This window comes from Rhodococcus sp. P4_F5 (assembly GCF_056401315.1).
Genome location: NZ_JBFUJP010000010.1, coordinates 7,501 through 32,656, shown reverse-complemented (window position 1 = coordinate 32,656; position 25,156 = coordinate 7,501). Strand labels below are relative to the sequence as shown.

Annotated in this window: 25 protein-coding genes; 19 read left to right on the top strand and 6 right to left on the bottom strand. The window is 70.1% G+C overall.

The annotated features are described in order from the left end of the window. The first annotated feature begins 2 nt into the window (after positions 1 to 2). The 5 genes from rplO (at position 3) to AC1DU4_RS07095 (ending at position 3,916) form a co-directional block, all read left to right on the top strand. Positions 3 to 446: a 50S ribosomal protein L15 gene (gene rplO / locus AC1DU4_RS07115; protein ID WP_072845925.1), complete on the top strand. Its 444-nt coding sequence runs from the start codon at positions 3 to 5 to the stop codon at positions 444 to 446. 248 nt (positions 447 to 694) lie between these two features. Continuing rightward, positions 695 to 2,008 carry a preprotein translocase subunit SecY gene (secY, locus tag AC1DU4_RS07110; RefSeq protein WP_477838393.1) on the top strand — a complete coding sequence of 438 codons (1,314 nt, stop codon included), beginning with the start codon at positions 695 to 697 and terminating at the stop codon, positions 2,006 to 2,008. Beyond that, positions 2,005 to 2,550 (top strand): adenylate kinase, encoded by a 546-nt coding sequence (locus tag AC1DU4_RS07105; RefSeq protein WP_072845923.1) that lies wholly within the window; start codon positions 2,005 to 2,007, stop codon positions 2,548 to 2,550. The genes secY and AC1DU4_RS07105 overlap by 4 nt, the downstream gene beginning before the upstream one ends. Before the next feature lie 61 nt (positions 2,551 to 2,611). Further along, complete coding sequence (gene map / locus AC1DU4_RS07100; protein WP_072845922.1) at positions 2,612 to 3,406, top strand: type I methionyl aminopeptidase; 795 nt, start codon at positions 2,612 to 2,614, stop codon at positions 3,404 to 3,406. Positions 3,407 to 3,604: 198 nt separating this feature from the next. After that, on the top strand, positions 3,605 to 3,916 hold the full coding sequence (locus AC1DU4_RS07095) for a hypothetical protein (RefSeq protein ID WP_477838391.1): 312 nt from the start codon (positions 3,605 to 3,607) through the stop codon (positions 3,914 to 3,916). 32 nt (positions 3,917 to 3,948) lie between these two features. Here AC1DU4_RS07095 and dtd read toward each other — a convergent pair whose 3' ends face one another. Beyond that, positions 3,949 to 4,380, bottom strand: a complete 432-nt coding sequence (dtd, locus tag AC1DU4_RS07090; RefSeq protein ID WP_072845920.1) for a D-aminoacyl-tRNA deacylase — start codon at positions 4,378 to 4,380, stop codon at positions 3,949 to 3,951. A 201-nt stretch (positions 4,381 to 4,581) separates the two neighbouring features. On the opposite strand from dtd, the gene infA reads away from it, so the two are divergent. The 8 genes from infA (at position 4,582) to truA (ending at position 9,235) form a co-directional block, all read left to right on the top strand. Then, the gene (infA, locus tag AC1DU4_RS07085) at positions 4,582 to 4,803 is read left to right on the top strand and encodes a translation initiation factor IF-1 (protein WP_003418601.1); all 222 of its coding nucleotides are present in this window, start codon (positions 4,582 to 4,584) and stop codon (positions 4,801 to 4,803) included. Between the two features lie 80 nt (positions 4,804 to 4,883). Then, entirely contained in the window at positions 4,884 to 4,997 is a 114-nt protein-coding gene (rpmJ, locus tag AC1DU4_RS07080; RefSeq protein ID WP_003938068.1) for a 50S ribosomal protein L36, read from the top strand. 226 nt (positions 4,998 to 5,223) lie between these two features. Further along, a complete protein-coding gene (gene rpsM, locus AC1DU4_RS07075) occupies positions 5,224 to 5,598 on the top strand; it encodes a 30S ribosomal protein S13 (protein WP_477838382.1) in 375 nt (124 codons plus the stop codon). Next, positions 5,598 to 6,011: a 30S ribosomal protein S11 gene (gene rpsK / locus AC1DU4_RS07070; protein ID WP_072845918.1), complete on the top strand. Its 414-nt coding sequence runs from the start codon at positions 5,598 to 5,600 to the stop codon at positions 6,009 to 6,011. The genes rpsM and rpsK overlap by 1 nt, the downstream gene beginning before the upstream one ends. A gap of 21 nt (positions 6,012 to 6,032) precedes the next feature. Beyond that, complete coding sequence (gene rpsD / locus AC1DU4_RS07065; RefSeq protein WP_477838380.1) at positions 6,033 to 6,638, top strand: 30S ribosomal protein S4; 606 nt, start codon at positions 6,033 to 6,035, stop codon at positions 6,636 to 6,638. A 115-nt stretch (positions 6,639 to 6,753) separates the two neighbouring features. Next, positions 6,754 to 7,818 carry a DNA-directed RNA polymerase subunit alpha gene (locus AC1DU4_RS07060; RefSeq protein ID WP_072845916.1) on the top strand — a complete coding sequence of 355 codons (1,065 nt, stop codon included), beginning with the start codon at positions 6,754 to 6,756 and terminating at the stop codon, positions 7,816 to 7,818. A 35-nt stretch (positions 7,819 to 7,853) separates the two neighbouring features. Continuing rightward, entirely contained in the window at positions 7,854 to 8,357 is a 504-nt protein-coding gene (rplQ, locus tag AC1DU4_RS07055; protein WP_477838377.1) for a 50S ribosomal protein L17, read from the top strand. A gap of 23 nt (positions 8,358 to 8,380) precedes the next feature. Then, positions 8,381 to 9,235 (top strand): tRNA pseudouridine(38-40) synthase TruA, encoded by an 855-nt coding sequence (gene truA, locus AC1DU4_RS07050; protein WP_477838451.1) that lies wholly within the window; start codon positions 8,381 to 8,383, stop codon positions 9,233 to 9,235. A gap of 40 nt (positions 9,236 to 9,275) precedes the next feature. Here truA and AC1DU4_RS07045 read toward each other — a convergent pair whose 3' ends face one another. Beyond that, positions 9,276 to 9,641, bottom strand: a complete 366-nt coding sequence (locus AC1DU4_RS07045) for a PAS domain S-box protein (RefSeq protein WP_477838375.1) — start codon at positions 9,639 to 9,641, stop codon at positions 9,276 to 9,278. A 172-nt stretch (positions 9,642 to 9,813) separates the two neighbouring features. Next, the gene (locus AC1DU4_RS07040) at positions 9,814 to 10,956 is read right to left on the bottom strand and encodes an acyl-CoA dehydrogenase family protein (protein ID WP_477838373.1); all 1,143 of its coding nucleotides are present in this window, start codon (positions 10,954 to 10,956) and stop codon (positions 9,814 to 9,816) included. A gap of 57 nt (positions 10,957 to 11,013) precedes the next feature. Between AC1DU4_RS07040 and AC1DU4_RS07035 the strand changes: the two genes are divergently transcribed. The 3 genes from AC1DU4_RS07035 to AC1DU4_RS07025 all read left to right on the top strand — a co-directional run bounded on the left by AC1DU4_RS07035 (position 11,014) and on the right by AC1DU4_RS07025 (position 13,339). Continuing rightward, positions 11,014 to 11,589 (top strand): TetR/AcrR family transcriptional regulator, encoded by a 576-nt coding sequence (locus AC1DU4_RS07035; RefSeq protein WP_477838371.1) that lies wholly within the window; start codon positions 11,014 to 11,016, stop codon positions 11,587 to 11,589. Positions 11,590 to 11,757: 168 nt separating this feature from the next. Then, positions 11,758 to 12,672 carry an Ig-like domain-containing protein gene (locus tag AC1DU4_RS07030; protein WP_477838369.1) on the top strand — a complete coding sequence of 305 codons (915 nt, stop codon included), beginning with the start codon at positions 11,758 to 11,760 and terminating at the stop codon, positions 12,670 to 12,672. 103 nt (positions 12,673 to 12,775) lie between these two features. Continuing rightward, positions 12,776 to 13,339, top strand: coding sequence for an NADPH-dependent FMN reductase (locus AC1DU4_RS07025; protein WP_477838367.1), 564 nt, complete (start codon positions 12,776 to 12,778; stop codon positions 13,337 to 13,339). A gap of 11 nt (positions 13,340 to 13,350) precedes the next feature. On the opposite strand, the gene eccE is transcribed toward AC1DU4_RS07025, so the two are convergent. Next, positions 13,351 to 15,027 carry a type VII secretion protein EccE gene (gene eccE / locus AC1DU4_RS07020; protein WP_477838365.1) on the bottom strand — a complete coding sequence of 559 codons (1,677 nt, stop codon included), beginning with the start codon at positions 15,025 to 15,027 and terminating at the stop codon, positions 13,351 to 13,353. 126 nt (positions 15,028 to 15,153) lie between these two features. Between eccE and eccB the strand changes: the two genes are divergently transcribed. Then, a complete protein-coding gene (eccB, locus tag AC1DU4_RS07015) occupies positions 15,154 to 16,620 on the top strand; it encodes a type VII secretion protein EccB (RefSeq protein WP_477838364.1) in 1,467 nt (488 codons plus the stop codon). On the opposite strand, the gene mycP is transcribed toward eccB, so the two are convergent. Together mycP and eccD are read right to left on the bottom strand one after the other, a co-directional pair. Next, positions 16,587 to 17,969 (bottom strand): type VII secretion-associated serine protease mycosin, encoded by a 1,383-nt coding sequence (mycP, locus tag AC1DU4_RS07010; protein WP_477838362.1) that lies wholly within the window; start codon positions 17,967 to 17,969, stop codon positions 16,587 to 16,589. The genes eccB and mycP overlap by 34 nt on opposite strands. Next, positions 17,966 to 19,450, bottom strand: a complete 1,485-nt coding sequence (gene eccD, locus AC1DU4_RS07005) for a type VII secretion integral membrane protein EccD (protein ID WP_477838360.1) — start codon at positions 19,448 to 19,450, stop codon at positions 17,966 to 17,968. Before eccD ends, mycP begins: the two co-directional genes overlap by 4 nt. Before the next feature lie 197 nt (positions 19,451 to 19,647). On the opposite strand from eccD, the gene eccCa reads away from it, so the two are divergent. Beyond that, entirely contained in the window at positions 19,648 to 23,643 is a 3,996-nt protein-coding gene (gene eccCa, locus AC1DU4_RS07000) for a type VII secretion protein EccCa (protein WP_477838358.1), read from the top strand. After that, complete coding sequence (locus tag AC1DU4_RS06995; RefSeq protein WP_477838356.1) at positions 23,625 to 25,115, top strand: type VII secretion-associated protein; 1,491 nt, start codon at positions 23,625 to 23,627, stop codon at positions 25,113 to 25,115. The genes eccCa and AC1DU4_RS06995 overlap by 19 nt, the downstream gene beginning before the upstream one ends. The last annotated feature ends 41 nt before the right edge of the window (positions 25,116 to 25,156 follow it).

Here is a 25,156-nt window from a genome sequence, read left to right as displayed (position 1 = left end):
CCATGACCATCAAACTGCACCACCTGCGCCCCGCACCGGGATCCAAGTCCGACAAGATTCGCGTCGGTCGTGGTGAGGGCGGCAAGCGTGGCAAGACCGCGGGTCGCGGTACCAAGGGCACCAAGGCTCGTAAGAACGTGCCGGCCGCCTTCGAGGGTGGACAGATGCCGCTGCACATGCGTCTGCCCAAGCTCAAGGGCTTCAAGAACCCGTTCCGCACCGAGTACCAGGTCGTGAACGTCGGCGACATCGCCCGACTGTTCCCGAACGGCGGCACGATCGGTGTTCAGGAGCTCGTCGAGGCCGGCGCCGTTCGCAAGAACGAGCTCGTCAAGGTTCTCGGCGACGGAGAGCTCACGGTTGCCGTTCAGGTCACCGTGAACAAGTTCACCGGTTCCGCCAAGGAGAAGATCGCTGCTGCAGGTGGGACCACCACCGAGCTGTGATCGGTCTCTGACCGGATATCCGATGGCCGCAGTCACTGTCCGCAAGGGCAGTGCTGCGGCCATCGGCGTTCTGTATAGTCCGTACTTCGGGCCGCGTTGCCAAAGATGCGCGCCCCGAGGTACAGCGCTGACGGCAGACCAATCTGTGTATGCCGGGCTGCTCGCCGTGCCCTCACTGCTAGTGTTCTAGAGTTCATCTAGCCAGCCGAGCAAATCGCTCGCGACAACCCGTCGTGCCAGGAGGATCTTTGCTTTCCGCCTTTGTCTCGGCCTTCAGGACTCCCGACCTGAGGCGGAAGATCCTCTTCACCCTGGGCCTGATCGCCTTGTACCGCTTCGGTGCAACACTGCCGTCGCCCGGTGTCAACTATGCGAACGTCACGGCCTGTATCGACCAGATCTCCGGTGGTGAGTCTGCGGGTATCTACTCGCTGATCAACCTGTTCTCCGGCGGCGCGTTGCTGCAGCTGTCGGTGTTCGCGATCGGCATCATGCCGTACATCACGGCAAGCATCATCGTGCAGTTGCTGACCGTGGTCATCCCGAGGTTCGAGGAACTCCGCAAGGAGGGCGAATCGGGCCAGGTCAAGATGACGCAGTACACGCGTTACCTCTCCATCGCGCTCGCCATCCTCCAGTCGACCGGCATCGTCGCGCTCGCGGCGCGTGGTCAGCTGTTGCAGGGTTGCCAGCAGGAGATCATCGACGACCAGTCGATCTTCGGTCTGGTCATCATCGTGCTGGTGATGACGGCCGGTGCGGCCCTGGTGATGTGGTTCGGCGAGCTGATCACCGAGCGCGGCGTCGGCAACGGCATGTCGCTGCTGATCTTCTCGGGCATCGCCTCGCGACTTCCCTCGGAGGGTGGTGCCATCCTCGACAGCCGCGGCGGCCTCATCTTCGCCCTCGTGCTGGTGGCGGTCCTCGTGCTCATTGCCGGCGTGGTGTTCGTCGAGCAGGGCCAGCGCCGTATCCCGGTGCAGTACGCCAAGCGGATGGTCGGCCGGAAGATGTACGGCGGCTCGTCGACGTACCTCCCGCTCAAGGTCAACCAGGCCGGCGTCATCCCGGTGATCTTCGCGTCCTCGCTGCTGTACCTGCCGAACCTGATCGCGCAGCTCACCGGTTCGAGCACGGCCGCGGATCCGAGTTGGTGGCAGCGGATCATCCAGGAGTACCTGGTGAACCCCTCCAACCCGGTCTACATCCTCATCTACTTCCTGCTCATCGTCTTCTTCACCTACTTCTACGTCGCGATCACCTTCAACCCCGAAGAGCGCGCGGACGAGATGAAGAAGTACGGCGGGTTCATCCCGGGCATCCGCCCGGGCCGCCCGACGGCGGACTACCTCAACTACGTGCTCAGCCGCATCACACTGCCGGGCGCGATCTATCTCGGTCTCATCGCAGTGCTGCCGAACCTCTTCCTCTCCCAGGGGGCGTCGGGTAGCAGCATCTTCGGTGGTGCGGCGGTCCTGATTCTGGTCAGTGTCGGCCTCGACACCGTCAAGCAGATCGAGAGCCAACTCATGCAGCGCAACTACGAAGGGTTCCTCAAGTGAGACTTGTCCTCCTTGGTCCTCCCGGTGCCGGTAAGGGCACTCAGGCCGCCATCCTGTCGGAGAAGCTCGGCGTTCCGGCCATCTCGACGGGCGATCTGTTCCGCGCGAACATCGGTCAGCAGACCGCGCTCGGCCTCGAGGCGAAGAAGTACATGGACGCCGGCGACCTGGTGCCCAGCGAGATCACCAACAACATGGTCAAGGCGCGCGTCGCCGAGCCGGACGCGGTCAACGGGTTCCTGCTCGACGGCTTCCCGCGCACGGTGGACCAGGCGCTCGCGCTCGAGAAGATCCTCGCCGACCTCGATGCCAAGCTGGACGGGGTGCTGGCCTTCGACGTCGCCGACGACGTCGTGGTCGAGCGCATGCTCGCCCGGGGCCGCGCCGACGACACCGAGGACGTCATCCGCAACCGGATGCGCGTCTACCGCGAGGAGACCGCACCGCTGCTCGACCACTACGCGGGTACCGTCGTCACGGTGGACGCGGTCGGCGAGGTCGACGAGGTCAACGCCCGTGCGCTCGCCGCACTCGGTAAGTAACCACCGCTCGTCCAAGTTCGACAAGACTCCAAGCTCGACAAGTACAAGGTAAGAGGTTTTCGTGGGGTTCCGTCGCAAGAAGGTCGTCCCGTTCCGCACCGCCGGTGAGCTCGATGCCATGGCCGCGGCCGGGGCCATCGTCGGCGCGACCCTGGTCGCGGTCCGGGATGCCGCCAAGCCCGGCGTGAGCACGCTGGAACTGGACCGGCTCGCCGAACAGACCATCCGGGACGCGGGGGCGGTGCCCTCGTTCCTCGGGTACCACGGCTTCACCGGGTCGATCTGTTCGTCGGTCAACGACCGTGTGGTGCACGGCATCCCGTCCGCCGAGGACATCCTCGTCGAGGGCGACCTCGTTTCGATCGACTGCGGGGCCATCCTCGACGGCTGGCACGGCGACTCGGCGTGGACGTTCGCGGTGGGGGAGTACCTCGACGCGGACCGTGACCTCAGCGAGGCCACCCGGCTGTCGATGGAGGCCGGCATCGCGGCGATGCTGGCGGGTAACCGCTTGACCGACGTCTCCCACGCGATCGAGTTGGGCACCCTGGCCGCGGAGCAGGCACACGGCCGTCGCTACGGCATCGTCGACGGCTACGGCGGTCACGGCATCGGGCGCGAGATGCACATGGACCCGTTCCTCGCGAACGAGGGCAAGCCGGGCAAGGGGCCGGAGCTGGTCGTCGGCTCCGTGCTGGCCATCGAGCCGATGCTGACCCTCGGCACCACCGAGACCGAGGTGCTCGACGACGACTGGACTGTCGTCACCACCGACGGCTCCCGGGCGGCGCATTGGGAGCACACCGTCGCGGTGACCGAGGACGGCCCGCGAATCCTCACCCTGCGCCCCGAGTAGCGGGCGCACGCGCAGCAGGCAAGGCACCCACGGCCGTTCCCGGCCGTGGGTGCCTTGTCCTTTGTCGTGTCAACCACTCCGCGGGGGGAATTCCGGCACCGGCGGGGGCAGGGGACTCCGACCGCGGGGGACTGGTTGTGACGGAGGCCGTCGACCACTGTCGAAGGTGTCCAGTCCCGACCAGAGAGGATCTCGATCATGTCCGTCAACCGACTCGTCGCCGCCGCGCCGTTCGCCCTGTTCCTGTGTCTCGGCGCCGCCCAACCGGCGTTCGCCTCCGCCCCCGACGCGCCCTCCCCGCCCCCCGTCGAACTCGGAACCGGGGCGGACCCCAGCAGTCCGCCGCTGCAGTGCCGCGGCATCGTCGTCAACCTCGGTCCCGAGTGCGACCTGCCGGCGGAGGACTCGGCCCGTCCGCAGTGGTGCGACTACGAGACCCTCGCGTACGACCCGCAGTGCGACCGCCCGGCGGTCGCCATCGCCCCTGACCCGGAGATCGGCATCGGCTGAGGCGGCGGCCCGGCTCGTCGTGGCGGCCGGTGTCAGGACTCGAGGAGCAGCGTGACCGGCCCGTCGTTGACCGAGGCCACCTTCATGTGTGCGCCGAAGTGACCGGTCGCGACGTCGGCGCCGAGCCCGCGCAGTGCGTCGGCGAACGCGTCGACCAGTGGTTCCGCGACGGCGCGGGGCGCGGCCGCCGACCAGGACGGTCGCCGGCTCTTTCGGGTGTCGGCGAGCAGCGTGAACTGGCTGACGACCAGGATCGGTGCCGCGACGTCGGAGGCGGAGCGTTCACCGTCCAGAATGCGTAGCTTCCACACCTTCGCGGCGAGGGCTGCGGCCGCTGCCGAGTCGTCGTCGTGTCCCACCCCGAGCAGGACCAGCAGTCCCTGGGTGTCGGGGTCGATCGTGGCGACGATCTGGCCGTCGACCTCGACCGAGGCGGAGGTCACTCGTTGCACGACGGCACGCACGGGTCGGTCCTTTCACCGGCTGCGGTTCCGCGGGGCACATTTGGCCTGGTGAGGGAACTCCGGTAAGCTAGATCAATGGTGCGTCCTGCGTGCCGGTCGAATGGGCTCGCGCTTGCGTGCGAGGCCTGCGTTCGTCCGGTTCAGTAACGCTTGGGCACCACCGTAACGGAGAACGATGCCCACCAACGGATCGCGGAGGATATGGCTAAGAAAGACGGGGCCATCGAGGTCGAGGGTCGCGTGGTCGAACCGCTGCCCAATGCAATGTTTCGCATTGAGCTCGAGAACGGCCACAAGGTGCTCGCGCACATCAGCGGCAAGATGCGTCAGCACTACATTCGCATCCTGCCGGAAGACCGTGTCGTCGTAGAGCTGTCGCCCTACGACCTTTCTCGCGGTCGCATCGTCTACCGGTACAAGTAACGAAAGCTCCCCGGGCCACACCTGGCCCGGGAAGAACTATGTCCACCCCCGGTGGGCGACACACAGGAGATTAGACAGACGTGAAGGTTCAGCCGAGCGTCAAGAAGATCTGCGAGAAGTGCAAGGTGATCCGTCGTAACGGCCGGGTCATGGTGATCTGCGAGAACCTGCGTCACAAGCAGCGTCAGGGATAACCACCTGCACGACTTGCGATCGGCTTGCCCGACGCAACTGACAAGAAGACCTCCCAGTACCAGCCGGTGCGACGGCCCTCGGGTTCCGACCCAACAGGCACGCATCGGTAGACCCCCGGCACGGAGGCCGGGGCCCCACTGAGTTAGTTGAAAGACGCTCTGAGCAATCAGAGGACACAGGGGACGGGCTGGGAGCAGACCTCCGCACACCGATAGGAAATGCCTCATGGCACGTCTCGCAGGTGTTGATCTTCCTCGCGAAAAGCGTATGGAGATCGCACTGACTTACATCTACGGCGTCGGCCGTACCCGCTCCAAGGAGATCCTTGCCGCGACCGGTGTCAACCCGGATCTGCGCAGCAAGGATCTGGGCGACGAGGACCTGGCCAAGCTCCGCGAGTACATCGAGGAGTCGCTGAAGGTCGAGGGTGACCTTCGCCGCGAGGTTCAGGCGGACATCCGTCGCAAGATCGAGATCGGCTGCTACCAGGGCCTGCGCCACCGTCGTGGTCTGCCCGTGCGTGGTCAGCGCACCAAGACCAACGCCCGTACCCGCAAGGGCCCGAAGCGCACCATTGYCGGCAAGAAGAAGGCGAAGTAATGCCCCCCAAGTCTCGTAGCACCGGTCCCAAGAAGACCCAGAAGGCGCGTCGCAGGGACAAGAAGAACGTCCCGCACGGTGCCGCTCACATCAAGAGCACCTTCAACAACACCATCGTGTCCATCACGGACCCGGCCGGAAACGTCATCTCGTGGGCGTCCTCGGGACACGTCGGTTTCAAGGGCTCGCGTAAGTCCACCCCGTTCGCCGCGCAGCTGGCCGCCGAGAGCGCTGCCCGCAAGGCGCAGGAGCACGGTGTGAAGAAGGTCGACGTGTTCGTCAAGGGCCCCGGCTCGGGACGCGAGACCGCAATCCGCTCGCTGCAGGCCGCAGGCCTCGAGGTCGGCACCATCTCTGACGTCACCCCCCAGCCGCACAACGGCTGCCGTCCGCCCAAGCGGCGTCGGGTCTAGCGGGAAGGAAAGGTTTAGAAAATGGCACGTTATACCGGCCCCATGACCCGCAAGTCGCGTCGTCTGCGCGTCGACCTCGTTGGAGGCGACCAGGCATTCGAGCGCCGCCCCTACCCGCCGGGCCAGCACGGCCGCGCGCGGATCAAGGAGAGCGAGTACCTGCTCCAGCTGCAGGAGAAGCAGAAGGCTCGCTTCACCTACGGCGTCATGGAGAAGCAGTTCGTCCGCTACTACAAGGAAGCGGTTCGTCGCCCGGGCAAGACCGGCGAGAACCTGCTCCGCATCCTCGAGACCCGTCTCGACAACGTCGTGTACCGCGCCGGCCTGGCCCGTACCCGTCGTCAGGCCCGTCAGCTCGTGAGCCACGGYCACCTTCTCGTGAACAACAAGAAGGTYGACATCCCGAGCTACCGCGTCTCSCAGTACGACATCATCGATGTCAAGGAGAAGTCGCTSWSCACSCTKCCGTTCCAGGTTGCCCGCGAGACCGTCGGCGACCGTCCGGTCCCCGGTTGGCTGCAGGTTGTCCCGGGTCGCCTCCGCGTCCTGGTCCACCAGGAGCCCGAGCGCGCACAGATCGACGTTCCGCTGCAGGAGCAGCTGATCGTGGAGCTGTACTCGAAGTAATGCCTTCCATTCGTGCGCCTTTCCGGTGGCTGCGGTCACCGGGGAGGCGCACGAGTGCCCCAGGCACCATCCATCGCGGCGTCAAATAGCGGACGCCCGTACAGGAGGAAAACGAATGCTCATTTCTCAGCGACCCACGCTGACCGAAGAGGTCATCGCTGACAACCGCTCGAAGTTCGTCATCGAGCCCCTTGAGCCCGGCTTCGGGTACACCCTCGGCAACTCGCTTCGCCGCACCCTGCTGTCGTCGATCCCCGGCGCTGCTGTCACCAGCATCCGTATCGACGGCGTCCTGCACGAGTTCACCACCGTCCCGGGTGTGAAGGAAGACGTCACCGACATCATCCTGAACCTCAAGGGCCTCGTCGTGAGCTCCGAAGAGGACGAGCCGGTCACCATGTACGTCCGCAAGCAGGGCCCCGGCGCTGTGACCGCAGGCGACATCGTGCCCCCGGCCGGCGTCACGGTGAACAACCCGGATCTGCACATCGCCACCCTGAACGACAAGGGAAAGCTGGAGATCGAGCTCGTTGTCGAGCGCGGTCGCGGCTACGTCCCCGCCGTCCAGAACAAGGCGTCCGGCGCCGAGATCGGCCGTATCCCGGTCGACTCGATCTACTCGCCCGTGCTCAAGGTCACCTACAAGGTGGAGGCCACCCGCGTCGAGCAGCGCACCGACTTCGATCGGCTCGTGCTGGACGTGGAGACCAAGAACTCCATCACCGCGCGGGACGCGCTCGCCTCGGCGGGCAAGACCCTGGTTGAGCTCTTCGGCCTGGCCCGTGAGCTGAACGTCGAAGCAGAAGGCATCGAGATCGGACCCTCGCCCGCCGAGGCCGATCACATCGCTTCCTTCGGACTGCCGATCGAGGACCTGGACCTGACGGTCCGTTCCTACAACTGCCTCAAGCGCGAGGGTGTTCACACCGTCGGCGAGCTGGTTGGTCGCACCGAGTCCGATCTGCTGGACATCCGCAACTTCGGTCAGAAGTCCATCGACGAGGTGAAGGTCAAGCTGCATTCGCTCGGCCTGGCCCTGAAGGACAGCCCGGCCTCGTTCGACCCCAGCACCGTTGCCGGCTATGACGCCGCCACCGGTACGTGGAGCGACACGGATGCGGGTGCCTTCAACGACACCGACGGCAACGACCAGGATTACGCCGAGACCGAACAGCTGTAGACCAGCTCTTTAGGTTCTTCACTAGGAGATTCATCATGCCCAAGCCCAAGAAGGGTGCCCGCTTCGGCGGGTCGGCTTCCCACCAGAAGGCGATCTACGCCAACCTGGCCACCGCGCTCTTCGAGCACGGCCGCATCACCACCACCGAGGCCAAGGCGAAGGCCGTGCGGCCTTACGCCGAGAAGCTCATCACGCACGCGAAGGCCGGCACGCTGGCTCACCGTCGTGAGGTGCTGAAGGTCATCCGCAACAAGGATGTCGTGCACACCCTGTTCGCGGAGATCGGTCCGTTCTACGCGGAGCGCAACGGCGGCTACACCCGCATCATCAAGACGGTCCCCCGCAAGGGTGACAACGCGCCGATGGCAATCATCGAGCTCGTCAAGGAGCAGACCGTGACCTCCGAGGCCGACCGCGCACGTCGCGTGCAGGCTTCGCAGGCAGCTCCGGCCGTCGAGGAGCAGGCCGTCGAGGCCGAGGTCGAGACCCCCGAGGTCGAGGCCGAGGTCGTCGAGGCCGACGAGGCCAAGAAGGACTAACGCTGAACGCGTCAGAACCCTCGATCGAACCCGCCGCCCCTTCCAGGGACGGCGGGTTCGTTCGCTTTCGCCTCGACATCACCTACGACGGGACCGACTTCTCCGGCTGGGCCCGACAGCCCGGCCTGCGGACGGTCTGCGGCGTGCTCGAGCAGGCGCTCTCGACGATCCTGCGCGAGCCCGTGCAGCTGACCGTCGCCGGCCGCACCGACGCGGGCGTACACGCCAGCGGCCAGGTCGCGCACTTGGACGTGTMCGTGGCCGCCGCGCCCGCCGAACCGGAGCGCCTGGTGCGCAGGCTCGCGCGCTTCCTGCCGCCGGACGTGCGGGTCAAGGCGGTCACCGAGGTGCCGGCCGAGTTCGACGCCCGGTTCTCTGCCATCCGCCGGCACTACGAGTACCGGATCACCACCGCCCGCTACGGCGCCGAACCGCTGCGTGCCCGCGACACCGTGTCGGTGCCCAAGACGCTCGACCTCGACGCGATGCGTGAGGCGTCCCGCGGGCTGCTCGGTCTGCACGACTTCGCCGCCTTCTGCCGGCGCAAGGAGAACGCGACGACCGTCCGCGAGTTGCAGCGCTTCGACTGGTCACGTGAGGGTGACATCGTCACGGCCTACGTCAGTGCCGATGCCTTCTGCTGGTCGATGGTGCGCAGTCTCGTCGGCGCGATGATCGCGGTCGGCGAGGGTCGCCGCACCCCGGAGTGGACGATTGCCCTGCTGCAGGAGCGGTCCCGGTCGAGTTCGGTGCTGGTGGCACCCGCGCACGGGCTCAGCCTGGTGGCCGTCGACTACCCGCCGAACGAGGAACTGGCCGCGCGCAACGCGGCGACCCGAGAGGTGCGCACGGTGCCGGGCGGGTGCTGCGGGGACTGAGTCCTCGTCCCAGCCGCGGACGGAGCCGCCGAGCGGGCGGTCACAGCGACAGCGGAGTTCCCTCGATCACCGTCATCACCACGGTCTCCGCGTTGTGCCGCGCGACCGACTTCTTCACCCGGGCCCGGATGACGCCGCCGTCCTTGCGGACGAGGTCGTAGTCGGCGGCGAGGTCCAGTTGCGCCCCCGAGATCAACCGGTGCTGCCCCTGGTCGTGTTCGGCCATCAGTCGCGGGTGCACGAACTCTCGCGGGCCGAGCGCGCGGGCCTCGGGCAGCGTGTACCCGAGCAGTTCCGCGAAGGCGCGGTTGACGTCGACCACGTGGTCGTCGCTCTGGTGCACGATGACCGGCATGTCGACGTTCTGGATCAGAGAGCGATAGTGGGCGCCACTGATCGCACTCACGGAATTCGATGACACCCGCGACCTCCCGACTGGCCTGAGTCTTGGCTCGGCCCAGCGTCGTGAGCCTTGCACGACAATGTGTCAGCGGGCGACGTGGGCGCGCAACGTGATGCGCGACACATGACGCTTGCCGCGCCGGTGTGCGACCGGCGCGGCAAGAGTGGCGAGCCGGTCAGCCGGCGAGCGACCGTGCGATCACCAGGCGCTGGATCTGGTTGGTGCCCTCGAAGATCTGGGTGATCTTGGCTTCGCGCATGTACCGCTCGACCGGGAAGTCCTGGGTGTAGCCGTAGCCGCCGAAGACCTGGACAGCGTCGGTCGTGACCTTCATGGCGGCGTCGGTGGCGATCAGCTTGGCCACACTCGCCTGGCGTGAGTACGGCAACCCGGCGTCGCGTCGCCGTGCGGCGTCGAGGTAGGTGGCGCGCGCAGAGTCCACGGCGGCGGCCATGTCGGCAAGGAGGAAGCCGAGCCCCTGGTGGTCGATGATGCGCTTGCCGAATGCCTTGCGCTCCTTGGCATATGCAACCGCGTCGTCGAGTGCGCCCTGGGCGAGCCCGACCGCGACGGCGGCGATGCCGAGTCGGCCCGAGTCGAGCGCGCTGAACGCGATCGGCAGGCCCTGGCCGGTCTGTCCGATGAGGCGCTCGGCGTCGACGAAGGCGTCGTCGTAGTGCGCGGAGGTGGTCGGCACCGCCCGCAGTCCCATCTTCTCCTCGGGCTTGCCGAAGCTCAGGCCCTCGGTCGCGGAATCGACCAGGAAGCAGGAGATCCCGCGCGGTCCGTCGTCGCTGGTGCGGGCGAAGAGCGTGTAGAAGTCGGCGCGACCGCCGTTGGTGATCCACGCTTTCGAGCCGTTGATCCGGAACCCGCCGTCGACGGCGGTGGCCTTGCAGGTGAGCGCGGCCGCGTCGGAGCCGGCCTGCGGCTCGGAGAGGCTGTAGGCGCCGATGGTGTTGCCGCTCAACATGTCCGGCAGCCACTTGGCCTGCTGCTCGGTGGTGCCGTGAGTGGCGAGCGCGAAGCAGGACAGGCTGTGGACGCTGGTTGCCACGGCCACGGCCGCCCAGCGCGCCGCCAGCTCCTCGAGTACCTGGAGGTACACCTCGTAGGGCTGGCCGCCGCCGCCGAACTCCTCGGGATACGGCAGGCTCAGCAGCCCCGCGCGACCGAGTGCGGGGAACACGCCATCGGGGAAGGTCTCGGACTTCTCGTGTGCGTCGACCTTGGGGCGCAGCACCTTGTCTGCTACGTCGCGGGTCAGCTCGATCAGGTCGTGAGCTTCCTGGCTGGGCAGCAGTCGTTCGACGGGCATGCGCTCTCCTCGGGTCAGTAACGGTACTGGCATCGATACTGCAGTACTGTTATATGTATGGCAACCCAGGTGCGTGGCGCGGCCCGCAAGGCTCAGCTGCTCGACCAGCTCGTCGAGCTGCTGTTGGCGGAGGGTTTCGCCCACCTCACCCTCGACGAGTTGGCGACCAGGCTGCAGTGCTCGAAGTCCACGCTCTACGGACTGGCGGCCAGCAAGGAACAGCTCGTCCGCGCCGCGACCGTCCACTTCTTCCGAGGTGCGACCGAGCGGGTGGAGGAGCGACTAGCCGGGGCGAGCGGCGCCCGAGACCGCATTCGGACCTACCTGGAAGCGGTCGGCGAGCAGCTGCGCCCGGCGTCGACGCAGTTCATGGAGGACCTCGCCGCGAACGTGGCCGCCAGGGAGGTCTACGAGCAGAACACCCGCTACGCGGCGGGTCGAGTGCAGGACCTCATCACCGAGGGGGTCCGGGCCGGCGAGTTCCGGGACGTCCACGCGGCGTTCGTCGCCGAGGTGACGGCGTCGACGATGGTGCGGATCCAGCGCAGGCAGGTCGCCGAGTCGACCGGACTCGGCGACGCGCAGGCGTACGAGGAGCTGGCCGCGCTGGTCACCCACGGTCTTGCGATCTGACAGGGTCTTGCAATCTGACGGCGAGTGAACCCTGAACAGGGGAAACGATGTTTGCAACTGTATAACTGTATGAACACTGGCAGTTGTCGCTCGCCGCGCCGCCCGGCAGCAGCCGTCGCGATGCGACCTTCGTGCGGCAGGCCCCGTCTGAACCATGGAGGAACCCCCATGCCCCAAACCGTGATTCGCCGGGTAGCGGCGGTCGTCAGCGCCGCTGCGGTGGTGGCAGTCGGACTCGTCGCCGGCAGCGGGGCCGCGTCCGCGGCGCCGACCTCGGCGACCAAGACAACCGACAACGTCAAGGTCACCAAGAGTGTCTCGCCGGGCAGCGCGGAGCGCGGCGCCACGGTGACGTACAAGACGGTGTTCGAGGTGACCAGTGCCGTGGACCGGTACCTCGAGAACATCACCGACGTGCATCCGGCCGGGTTCGAGTACGTGGCCGGCAGTGCGAAGGTCACGGCCTCGGGGCTGACCTCGGGCTCGTCGACGTACCCGGTGACGCCGTCGTTGGACAATGCGAACAACAGTCTGTCCGTGTCGGGTTCGTGGCTGGTCTCGGACCGTTGGCTGAGCGAGAACAAGGACGTGACGTTCGAGGTCACCTACAAGGTTCCGGATGCCGCGCGGGCCGGGACGTTCGACAGTGGGCTCTCGTTCCAGGTGGGCACCTGGCTCGGGGCGACGACCTTCAACCCCATCGGTGTGAACGTCACCGTCGAGGCGCGGGACATCGCCACCACCACCGGGTTGGAGGTGCCCGGCGCCGCAACCGTGGGCTCCGCGGTCGACCTCATGGCCACGGTGGCCCCGACGCCCGCCGGCGGCACCGTGCAGTTCACCGACGGCGAGGTCCCGCTCGGTGAGCCGGTCGGCGTCGTCGACGGCAAGGCAACGCTCTCGCACAGCTTCGACTCGGTGGGCGCCCACCGGATCTCGGCCCGCTTCTCCGGCTCGGACCGGCACGCCGCGTCCGTCTCGCCGACACTGACCACGCAGGTGTCCGTGGCTGACGACGGCGATGGCGACGGCGACGGCGGCACCGGGTCCGCCGGTTCGCTGGGCCGGTTGTTCGGTTCGTAACAGCACCATCGCGTAGCGCCAGGTCGTGACGAGGCTCCCTGACCCGCCCGGGCAGGGGGCCTCGTCGTGTCCGGCCGTCGCCCGTCCCGTGGTTCGATGGGGTGTGGTGACAGAACCTATTCGGCTGGAAGTGATCGTCGGCAGTGTCCGGGAGGGCAGATTCGCCCCCGTCGTCGCCGAGTGGTTCGTCCGGCGGGCTCGGGATCATCCGGCCTTCGACACCGAGGTCCTGGATCTCGCCGACGTCGAGTTGCCGCAGGATCTCTCGGCCACCGCCGAGTCGGACCGGTTCCGCGAGCGGATCGCCTCGGCGGAGGCGTTCGTGATGGTGACGCCGGAGTACAACCACGGCTACCCGGCTGCCCTCAAGAACGCGGTGGACAGCGCCAAGCAGGAGTGGCGGGCGAAGCCGGTCGGGTTCGTCTCGTACGGCGGCCTGTCCGGCGGGTTACGCGCGACCGAGCAACTGCGTCAGGTGGTGGCCGAGGTGCACATGGTCACGATCCGGCAGACGGTGAGTTTTCACCAGGCCCGCAAGAGGTTCGGCCCGGACGGGGAGACCGAGGACGGCGCGGCGATCGACGGCGCCGCCCGACTGCTCGACCAGCTGGCCTGGTGGGCGGACGCCGCGCGGTCGGCGCGCGCGGCCCGGCCGTACCCGGGCTGACGCGGCCGGGCTCAGGACGCGGGAACGAGGGCACCGGGCACCGCCGCTGCGGGTTGCGGGCTCCCCAGGAACGCGGTCTCCTCCGCAATGGTGACCAGGGTCAGCTCACGACGAGTCTCCTTGGTCCGTAACACGATTCGATCTCCCCGCGATCCGGGCTGGACGACGGTGACGTCCGGCGGCGCGAGCGTCGGGGGCCCTGGCCGTTCCAGCAGTCGGATCGCGGTGACGCCGGGACCGAGCTCGACCGGCTCGATGCCGTCGAAGAGCACCGCGGTGAAACGCGGGTCGATCCGCGTCTCGTTGGTCAGGCGTACCCGGTCCGGACCGGCGATGGCGTCGACCAGTCGAGCCCAGTCCTGCGGGCGRGCCGAGCAGACGAGTACCCGTGCGCCGGTGGCGATCGCGCGCAGGACCAGCTGTCGGGCGAGGTACAGCTCGCCGATCACCTCGACCGCGCCGATCTCCGGACCGACGATGCGGGTGGCGACCGCCCGCCCGTCGTCGGCGGACCCGATCAGCTGCCCGCACCCCGCGGTCGGCAGCACCAGGGCATCGAGGCGGTTCGCGTCGATTTCTGCGAAGCCGGTCAGCGAGTCGAGATGGTCGGGCGCGGCGGGCAGGACCGACGCGAGTGCGTCGGCGTGCCGGCCCGACATGGTCACCAGCCCCGGCGTCTCGAGCCGGTCGGGGCGGGTCCGGGTGGTCAGCCGGCACGACGCGCCGATCCGCACCGCGCCCGGCCGGCGGCCCGGGCGCAGCCGTAGCGCGACGGTGGTGCCGAGGCCGGGCTGTGCCCAGAGTTCGGTCAGCAGGTCCTCGGACAGTGCCCGTGGGTTGATTCCGTAGCCGGTGTTGCAGGCGCCGGGCAGGGGTACCTGGCTCCAGGCGCGGGCGAAAGACCAGGGCCGCACGCCACGGGTGACCTGCATTGCCGCCGCGTCGATCTCGGCGGCGTCGAGGACTCGTGCCGGGCAGCCCGCGGCCTCCAGGGTGCGGACCATCCGGCGGGCGGCGACGGATGCCGCTCGCGCGGCGCCCGTCGCGCCACCGCCCCGACGGGCCACCGCCTCTGACTCGGCGGCGGCGTCGAACCGGAGCACCAACCAGACCGTGCGGCGAGCGGTAGCCGGGAGCGGTCCGATCAACTGGTCGTACACATCGGCGGCGGTAGTGCCCTCACACACCCGGGCGCCGTGGCTGACGATGTCGATGCCGCTGAGACAGAGGTCGTGGTGGTTCAACGATTCCGCGATGGCGGCCACCGGCAGCCGGTGAGACGGCTCGCAACCCTTCCGGGACATCTCGGTGTGGCTTCCCGGGGGCGGCAGCATCTCGACGACCGCGGCGACGGCGGCTCCTCGGCCGGACGGGTCGAGGTCCCATCCGAGCCCGACGACGGGACCGCCAGGGGACCGGAAGTTCGTGGCGGAGACCGCCGTCCGGACCCGCCGCATCGGGAAGGCGCAGGCGGCGGCGCACCACGACAGYAGGCTGCGTCCCCGGAACGGCGTCATCGCGGCGGCCGCGGCCGCGGCGCCCAGCAGCAGAGACTGCCACCAGCGCAGCCCGGTCACCGCGGCCGCCAAAGCCGCAGCCACCCCCAGCAACTGAGCGCACACCAGTACCCGGACCGTCATGTCCGGCTGCACCGGCCGACGTCGCCCCAAGCGTCGAAACACGATCATCCCCGATTCCCCCCACCACGCATCCCCATGCGATGTGTTCCCCACGGCCGGGCATTCCCCCATGCACCGGCCGACGGCCACTGTACTGTGTGCCCCCGTAATGTGCGCCGTTACGGGGGAGGGACCATGGCCGCACAGCCGACTACGCGTGTCCAGGTGAGCGGATACCGCTTTCTGGTGCGACGGATGGAGCACGCGCTGGTGCGTCGGGACGTGCGAATGCTGCACGACCCGATGCGATCCCAGTCGAGGGCGATGACGGTGGGGGCCGTCCTCGCGGTACTGGGACTGGCCGGGTGTGCCGCACTCGCGCTGATCCGGCCGCAGGACAAGATCGGCGACGCCTCGATTGTCGTCGGCAAGGACTCGGGCGCCATGTTCGTCGTGGTCGAGGACGTGCTGCACCCCGTCCTCAACCTGGCGTCCGCACGACTGGTCACCGGCAGCGCCGCGACCCCGGCGATCGTGAAGGAATCCGAGCTCGGCAGCCGGCCACGGGGCGCCCTGATGGGCATTCCCGGTGCGCCGTCGGCACTTCCGGACGGGGACGCGGTCGCCTGGACGGTCTGCGACGCCGTCGCCGCCGGCGGCAACAGGGCCGTGAGCACCGCGGTGCTGGCCGGTGACCCGGTGCTCGGCGAGCAGGTGTCCACGCTCACCGACTCGCAGGCACTGCTGGTGCGCGCAGGCGACGGTACGTTCCTTGTCCACGCCGGTACCCGGGCCCGGATCGACCCGGCGGATCACGCGGTCGCGTTGGCCTTCGGTCTCGACGGGATCGAGCCGCGGCCGGTCAGCGCAGGGTTGCTCGAGGCCATCCCGGAGGCGCCGGGGCTGACGCCGCCCGTCATCGAGGGTGCGGGGGAGCAGCCGCCGTACTCGCTGCCGGGCAAGACCATCGGATCGGTCGTGCAGGTGCAGGACGCGCAGGAGACCCGGTTCTACGTCCTGTTGCGCGGCGGGCTGCAACGGATCAGTCAGGCCACCGCCGGCCTCATCCGGTACTCCGATTCGCAGGGCGCCGCTGGCACGGACTCGGTCACTCCCGACGTCGTGTCCAGGTTGCCGGAGGCGAACGACCTTGCCGTGTCGACCTTTCCGTCGATGCCGCCGGAGTTGGTCGGGGTGGCCGGCAGTCCCGTCAGCTGCCTGTCGTGGAATCCGGTGCCGGGCGCCGCCGCGGCGCCGGGCGGGCTGCGCGCGACGGTCAGCGTGATCGCCGGGAACACGCTGCCGCTGCCCGACGGTGCTCGTCCCGTCATGCTGGCCCAGGCCGACGGCGCCGGGGACAAGGCCGATGCCGTCTACCTGCGTCCGGGCAACGGTGGTCTGGTCCACTCCACGGGCATCGCGGCGTCCAGTGAGCGCCGTGGCGCACTGTTCTTCGTGGCCGACACCGGGGTGCGCTACGGAGTCGAGAACGACGACGCGGCAAAGGCTCTCGGTCTGACCGCCCCCGGCGCGCCGGTACCGTGGCCCATCCTGTCGCTGCTGGCGCCGGGGCCCACGCTGGGGCGAGAGGCCGCGTTCCTCGCTCATGACGGGGTGGCGCCGGACGATCACCCGGTGGTGGTACCCGACCCCGCTCGCTGACGGACGCGGCGGAGCGGCAGCGACGCGAGCAGCCCGATCCCGAGCGACGCGCCCACCGCGGTCGCGCCGATCATCGAGGCGTCGCGTGCGCGGTGGTCGGGAGGCGGCGGCGCATCGGGGGCCGCCACCGCTCTCGACCGCGGCTCGCGCCCGGTCGGGGTCAGTGTCTTCTCCGCGGTCACCGCGGCCATCGGGTCGACCACGCCGTGACCGATGTACGGGTCCCAGCCGGTGGCGGGCGCGTGGGCGGTGGCCTCGATCCGGTCCATCACCTGCCGCGCGGTGAGATGCGGATCGCGGGCCCGGACCAGCGCGGCGGTGCCCGCGACATACGGTGCGGCAAAACTGGTGCCCTGCACCGCGCCGCCGTCGGTGGAGTCGGTGACCCCCTCGGGTCCCGTCCGGCGTGGGTCCAGCGAGGCGATGCCGGTGCCCGGCGCCGCGACGTCCACCCAGGGGCCCGGCACGGTGAAGGCAGACGCGGCCCCGCCCGGGTCGACTGAGCCGACGGCGAGGACCTGGTCGTCGTACCAGGCGGGGGTGGCGACCGTGGTGACCGCCTCCCACGGGTCTGCGTGCGGCCGGGCGGGATCCGGCGGCGGGTTCGACGCCCGGCATGCCTCGGTGTCGAGGTTTCCCGCGGCCGCGACGATCACGGCGTCCTTGACCCGCGCCGCGTAGTCCACCGCGGCCCCGAGGACTCCGCCGTCCCCCGAGCCCGCGGGCAGGCAGGCGACCTCCGAGATGTTGATGACGGTGGCACCCAGGTCCGCGGCGCGTCGGATCGCGCTCGCGAGGGTGCCGATGGTGCCGACGCCGCGGGCATTGCGGCCCTCGGCATCTCGGGCGCCGCCGGTCTCCCGGTAGAGGTTGCTGGACTGGCGGATACTCAGGATGCGGGCGTCCGGGGCCACACCGGCGAACCCGGTCGCGGCGTCGTGGGTCGCCGCGACGATCCCGGCGACCAGTGTGYCGTGGGCGTCGCAGTCCTCGGTGCCGTCTCCGGTGGAGACATAGTCGCCGCCGGGGACCAGACCTGGCAGCCGTTGGTGCGGTGATACGCCGGTGTCGATGACGGCGACGAGCTGCCCGCGACCGGTTGTCAACGGCCACACGGATTCCAGGTCGAGGGCGCGTTGCGGGACGGGGACCTGCGCCAGGTCGGCCACCGCGGAGGTTGCCGTGCAGGGGTCGCGGAGCTCGGTCGCGGGCGCGGTGGGTGCCGAGTTCGGTGGCAGTCGGCCCGGGTCGACAACGGGTGGCAGTACGGCGCCCGCGGTGCCGGGACCGAGCGCGACCGCCCCGGCGACCGCGGCGACGGTCGCGAGTCGGCGGACGCGGGCGGTCACAGCCCGCGCATCGTCGCGAACAGGCCGGACACCCAGCAGGCCAACGGGACCACCGCCGCGATGGCCGCGTAGTCGACGATCTCGACGCTGCGGCGCGTCACCGGCGAGAAGGCGTGTTCGGGGGCGAGCATGCCGAGCGTGAGTGCGGCACCCGCGCCGAGCACCGCCAGCGCGAACAGGGCGAGCGACGGGCCGGTGCCGGCGACCGCCGCGCCGGTGACGAGCAGCGCGAGCGTCGCGGCGCCCGACCCGATGAGGGCGGCGGCCGGGGCGAGACTGGAGTGGCCGCGTCCGCGCAGCATCAGCACCACCGCACAGACGGATGCGAACATCGTTCCGGGCCAGTAGATCCCGTCGTCGGCGAACAGTCGCGCGGACATCAGCGCGCCGGCGACTGTCGTCAGGGCCATCGCGGAGACCAGACCGGTGAGGTGCCGGTGCGCCCGCCGGGCACGGGTCTGCAGGCCCTCGAACGCGGCGGGCACACCACCCGCGTCCGAGTCGGGCTCGTCCGGGTCCAACGGCGTCCCGGGCGAGGGGACCGGTGGTAGCGGCAGCGCCGCCAGCAGAATCGACAGGCGTGGCGCGATCGCCAGTCCGGCGAGGGCCGCAGCACCGAGCACCGCGCCGATCACGTGGCGGGGCTGGTCGGTCAGCATCCCGGCGGCAGCCGCCGCGCCCGCCAGGACCGCGCCCGTCGCGGTCGCGGTGCACAACGCGAGTCCCACCCCGCCGGCCCGGACGGCCAGCACCGCGAAGACCCCGCAGGCCACCGACCCGAGGAACAGGTGGGCGGCCCCGAGGTGGCCGGGCACCATCAGCGCGCCGGCGGTGAAGGCAAGCGGCAGCGCGCACCCGACGAGTGCGGTCGCGGCGTACCGGTCCCGGTACACCCGGCTGACCAGGGCGCCCGCGGTGAGCGCGAGCACCGCGACCACCAGCGCGGCCAGGGCCCCGGCGACGCTGTCGGCGGTGGACCTCGCCGTCAACAGCGTCGCGGAACCGACGACGGCGGCCGCGGCGGCGACCACCGCGCCCATGGCCCGCGCCGGCCCCGGCCCCCATCGCCGGTGGCGGTCCGCGTCGGCGGCCGCGACGTTGTGCATGAGATCGTCGAACAGTGGCGGTGGCGCGGCGCGCTCCGTGGGCGTCAGGACGAGGAGTTCGCCGTCGCRCACCCCGTGCTCGGCGAGGGTCCGCGCGGCATCCAGGGGCGCCTGACCCAGCCGGGACAACGCCCACTGGATTGCCTCCGTGCGGCCCTCGCCGACGCCGAAAAGGTCTGCGGTGCAGTGTTGTCCGAACGGGGCGTGCTGGTCGATCAGGTCGACGATGCCGGGGACGATCATCGCCACCGACACGGCGTGCGGCACCGCGAGGTCGACCTGAGTGTGTTCGGTGCGCACCGACAGCCGGCACAGGTCGGACTGCGCGGTGCCGGACCCGTTCGTCGGCCGCCCGGCCACGTCAATGTTGTTCATCCCCGGAAGTTCCCCCCTGCCACGCAGGTCCCCACCTGCGGCGTTCCTCGACGGAACACGGACGCACTCTACGACAACCGGATTCGACGGTTCGCCGCGTTGTGGGAATTCGATCGGTTACCGTTCGTCGTCGATGCATCGTCCCGGGGGGCGGGACGGGCGTCGGGGCAACGCGACGACCATGGGGGTGAACGCGCGTGAGCACTGTGCGTTTCGTACGCAAGGCGCGGCGGGAGGTGCCGCGCGTTCCCGGCGGCGAACTCAGCCTGCAGTCGCCTCCCGAGGTCCCGAAGGTGGTGCCCGGGAACCTGCTCGCCAAGATGCTGCCGCTGGTGATGGTCGTCGCCGTGCTCGGCATGGTGGCGCTGATGTTCACCTCGGGGATGGCGGCGAACCCGATGTCGCTGCTGTTCCCGGTGATGATGGTCGTCTCGATGCTGGGCATGCTCGGTGGCGGCCGCGGCGGTGGCACCAGGTCGGCGGAGATCGACGAGGACCGCAAGGACTACCTGCGGTACCTGGACCAGTTGCGGCGCGACGTCTACGACACCGGCAACCAGCAGTGCCGTGCGCTCGAGTGGACTCACCCCGACCCGGACCTGCTGTGGACGCTGGCCGGCACCGACCGGATGTGGGAGCGCCGGGTCAACGACGTCGACTACTGCCATGTCCGCGTCGGGGCGGGCAGCCAGCGACTGGCCACCAGGCTGATCGCCCCCGAGACCGGGCCGGTGGAGGACCTCGAGCCGGTCGCGGCCGTGTCGCTGCGCCGGTTCGTCCGCACCCACTCCGTGGTGCCCGCGCTGCCGACGTCGGTGTCCCTGCGTGGCTTCGCGGCCCTCGGCGTGAGCGGCGACAGGTCCGCCGGTCGTGACCTGGTTCGCTCGATGCTGCTGCAGCTGTGTACTTTTCACGGTCCCGACCAGGTCAGGGTCGCGATCCTGTGCGGGCCGGACACCGCAACCGAGTGGGAGTGGGCCAAGTGGCTCCCGCACGCCGCGAACCCGGAGGTGGTCGACGGCGCCGGCGTGAGCCGGATGGTGTTCGGCTCGCTGACGGAACTCGACGCCACGCTGTACTCGCAGTTCTCGATGCGTGCCGGGTACTCCCGTGGTGCGCCGGCGGTGGCGGGTGTCGTCCAACTGGTGGTCGTGGTCGACGGCGGCGTCCTCGACGGCGAGAGCCGGTTTGCCGACGGGTTGGACTCGGTCACGGTGGTGGACCTGACGGGATTCTGCCCGTCGCTGGTGGCCGCCCGCGGGATCGAACTGGTCCTGGACCGCGCCTCACCCGGCGAAGTGTCTCTCGGCGCCCGAACCGGATCCGGGGTGGAGACCTTTGCCGTCGCCGACCGGCGCAGCGTCGAGCAGGCCGAGACGGCGGCGAGGCGACTTGCCCCGTACCGGGCTGTCGCGGCGGCGGGCACCGAGTCCGACGCCGAGGACGGCCCGCCGACCGCGAGTTGGCAGCAACTGCTCGGGATCTCAGACGTGGCGGCCTTCGACCCCCAGATCGCATGGGCTCCCCGCCCGCCCCGCGAGAGGCTGCGGGTGCCGATCGGGGTCGGGGCCGACGGCTCGACGGTGGAGATCGACCTCAAGGAGGCTGCCGAGAACGGGATGGGTCCGCACGGGTTGTGTATCGGGGCAACCGGATCCGGGAAGTCAGAGTTCCTCCGCACCCTGGTGCTGGGACTGATCGCCACCCACTCACCCGCGGCGCTGAATCTGGTGCTGGTCGACTTCAAGGGCGGTGCGACCTTTCTGGGCCTCGACCGGGCGCCACACGTCGCGGCGGTGATCACCAACCTGGCCGAGGAACTGGCGATGGTCGACCGGATGCGTGACGCCCTGGCGGGCGAGATGAACCGCCGCCAGGAACTGCTGCGTTCGGCGGGCAATTTCGCCAACGTGTCCGACTACGAGAAGGCCCGGGCCGCGGGCGCGGACCTGGCTCCGCTGCCCGCGTTGTTCATCGTCGTCGACGAGTTCTCCGAACTGCTCAGTCAGCAACCGGAGTTCGCGGACCTGTTCGTGGCGATCGGCCGGTTGGGCCGCTCGCTGCACATGCACCTGCTGCTCGCGAGCCAGCGACTGGAGGAGGGCAAGCTCCGCGGACTCGACAGCCACCTGTCGTACCGCATCGGTCTCAAGACGTTCTCCGCCAACGAGTCCCGGACCGTGCTCGGCGTGCCGGATGCATACCACTTGCCCGCGACGCCGGGCTCGGGCTATCTCAAGTGCGACTCGGCGGAGATCGTGCGCTTCGCTGCCGCGTACGTCTCGGGCCCGTGCCCGGCCGGCCGCCCCGGGGCTCCGCTCGGGGAGTCGTCGGCGGCGACGGACCTGCTGCCGCGACCGTTCACCGCGGCTCCGGTTCCGTTGGCGGCCTGGCTGATCGAGCGGCCCGCGCAGCCGCCTCCAGAGCCGATACCGGCCGAGGAATCCGGGCGGACGGTGCTCGAGGCCGTCGTCGAGGGGGTCCGAGGCTGCGGTCCCGCGGCGCACGAGGTGTGGCTGCCGCCGCTGACCGATCCGCCGACACTTGACCAGATCCTGCCGGGGCCGCTCGAACCCGCGTCCACGCCGGCGGGCCTGCGGGCGACGGTCGGCGTGGTGGACCGCCCCTTCGACCAGCGCCGCGCCCCACTGGTGGTGGACCTGTCGGGTTCGCATGGCAATGTCGCCGTGGTCGGGGGTCCGCAGTCCGGAAAGTCCACCGCGCTGCGAACGCTGATCCTGTCACTGGCACTGACACATTCGCCGCGGCAGGTGCAGTTCTACTGCCTCGACTTCGGCGGCGGCACGCTGGCGGGGCTGGCCGGGGTGCCGCACGTCGGCTCGGTCGCCAACCGCCTCGACGTGGACCGGGTCCGGCGTACCGTCGCGGAGGTGAGCACCGTGCTCCGGCGGCGCGAACAGCGGTTCCGCGAGCTCGGCATCGACTCGATGGCCGAGTTCCGGCGGCTGCGTGGAGCTGGCGGGTCCGACGCCGACGCGGTCGCGGCGGACCCCTTCGGCGACGTGTTCCTGGTGATCGACGGCTGGCCGGGCATCCGGCAGGACTTCGAGCCGCTGGAGGCTCAGATCGGTGCGCTCGCCGGCCAGGGCCTGTCCTTCGGCGTCCACGTGGTGGTCACGGCCTCCCGCTGGGGCGAGATCCGTCCGGCCCTCAAGGACCAGCTGGGGACCAGGATCGAGCTCCGGCTCGGCGACCCGTCGGACTCGGACATGGGACGGGCCAAGGCATCCCGAGTACCGGAGGGCAGGCCGGGACGGGGTATGACCCGCGACGGCCTGCACCTGCTGACGGCGTTGCCCCGGGTGGACGGCGTCCCGCGCAGTGTCGACCTCACCGCAGGGGTCGCGGACACGGTGGCGCGGGTGGTCGCGGCGGCGGCCGGAGAGACGGCCCCGCCGGTCCGGATGCTGCCGGAGCGGTGTGCGCGGACGGCGATGCTGGCCGCAGCCCAGTGGCCCCCGGCCGACCGGGAGGCGCCGCGCCGACGGGTCCCGATCGGCATCGGCGAGGCGGACCTGGCCCCGGCCTACGTCGACCTCGCCGACCAGCCGCACCTGCTGGTGTTCGGGGACGGCGCGAGCGGCAAGACGACCCTGCTCCGCGGGATCTGTGCGGGCATCGTCGAGTCGAACACCCCGGGGCAGGCGAAGATCATCGTGGCCGACTACCGGCGGACCATGCTCGGCGCCGTCGAGGGTGACCACCTCGCGGGGTACGCCGCATCGGCGGCAACGCTCTCCACGATGATCACCGAGCTCGCCGGGATCCTGGCCGGACGCATGCCGGGTCCGGAGGTGACCCAGCGGCAGCTGCGGGAACGTTCCTGGTGGAGCGGCCCGGAGATCTACGTCGTCGTCGACGACTACGACCTCGTGGCCACCTCCAGCGGAAACCCGTTGGCGCCGCTGCTGGACTACCTGCCGCATGCGCGGGACATCGGTCTGCACCTGCTGGTCGCCCGGCGGACCGGTGGAGCCGCCCGCGCACTGTACGAGCCGGTGCTCGCCCGGTTGCGGGAACTGGTGCCCATCGGGGTGGTGATGAGCGGCAGCCGCGACGAGGGCGCGCTGGTCGGCGCGGTCCGGGCGAGCGAGATGCCTGCCGGTCGCGGCACGTTCGTCACCCGGTCCGCCACCTCCCTCATACAGGTCGCGTGGCTGGACCCGATGTGACGGCGGCGCGGGTGCTGGCGATTCACCTCACCGAGTCGGCCCTGTGGGCGCGATCCGGCGCGGCGGAATTCTTCTGCCCCGCAACGGTGTCCGCATCCGCTGCGGGACTGGTGTTCGGCATGGGGCTCGGCCTGTCGGAGTCGGCGGTGTTCGAGCGACACCCGATCCGGTACCTGGACGACCGCTACCTCGCGCTCGGTGAGGGCGTCTTCCCGATGACGGAGGTGCTGGCCGGACTGGTCACGCACGCGGCGGCTGGTTGCGGACTGGACCGACACGCGGACCTCGTGGTCCTCACCCACCCCGCGAACTGGGGGCGCGGTCGGCGCGGAGCGCTGTCCGCGGCCGGTCGCACCGTGGGACGGGAGGTCACCCTGGTCTCGGTGCCGGACGCGGTGCGCCGGGCGGCGGGTGCCGACAGCGAGGTGGCGGTCCTCGAAGTGGGCTTGCTCGCCTCGACGGCCAGCGTGTCGGGGTCCCCGGACTGCGTCCACCTCGGCGAGTGGGGGTCGGCGGACCTGTGTCTCGGTGGAGGGGAAGGGGGCCCGACGGACAGTGCCACGGCGACGGGTGAGCCCGGGCGGGCGGGGGAGTGGGTGGCGGCACTGGTCGCCGCGTGCCCGCGCTGGCCGGCGCGGGTGCTGGTGACCGGTGAAGTGCCCGCCGGGACGGGGCAGGTCCTGCTGCGCGCCCTGGAATCGGGTGGGCGCACCGCGACAGTGGCGACCGAGGTCTCCGGCGCCGAGGTGGTCGCGGGTGCCTTGGCGCTCGTGTCGGCGACGCTGCCGACGGCGCTACCCGAGGCTGCCCGGCGGGAGCCGGCAGACCCGGCTCCGTCGCGCGGTGGCAGTCCCGGTCGCCGGAGGGTGGCCGCGGCGTTGGCTGCGGTGGCCGCGATCACGGGACTGGCCGTGGTGGGTGCCGGCGTCCTCCACTCGCAGGACGGGACTGCGACGGCGGGTTCCACGGCGGCGTGGCCGGCGCCGGCCGCCGGTCCGGCCGAATCCGTTGTCGCCGAACCCCCCGTGGCCCAGCAGGTTGCCCCGACGACCGAGCGCGGGGCGGTGGGCCGGGTCGAACTGGCCGTGCCGCCGGGCTGGGGTGAGCGCGTGGCCGGCCGCCGTCCGGACCGGCTCGAGCTGGTGCGTGACGACGGCGGTCCGGCGCGAATCCTGTTGGTGCAGAAGGAACTCACGCCCGGTGCGGATCTGGACGCGGTGGCGCGGACGTTGCGGCAGCGCATCGCCGAGCGGCCCGGGGTGTTCCGGTCCCTCGAACGGGCGCCGGCGGACGGGCGAGAGGCATTGACGTACCGGGAGATCCCCGACCCGGACTCGGAGGTGCGGTGGCACGTGTACGTCGCGGACGGCCTGCAGGTGAGCGTCGGCTGCCAGTCGCTCGCCGACCGCTGGGAGGACCTCGCGGGGGCCTGCGACCAGGCGATTCGGTCGACCTCGGTGACGCTCGGATGAGGAGGGTCGGTTCCTGGGGAAATTGCCCGGGGTCGGGCGGA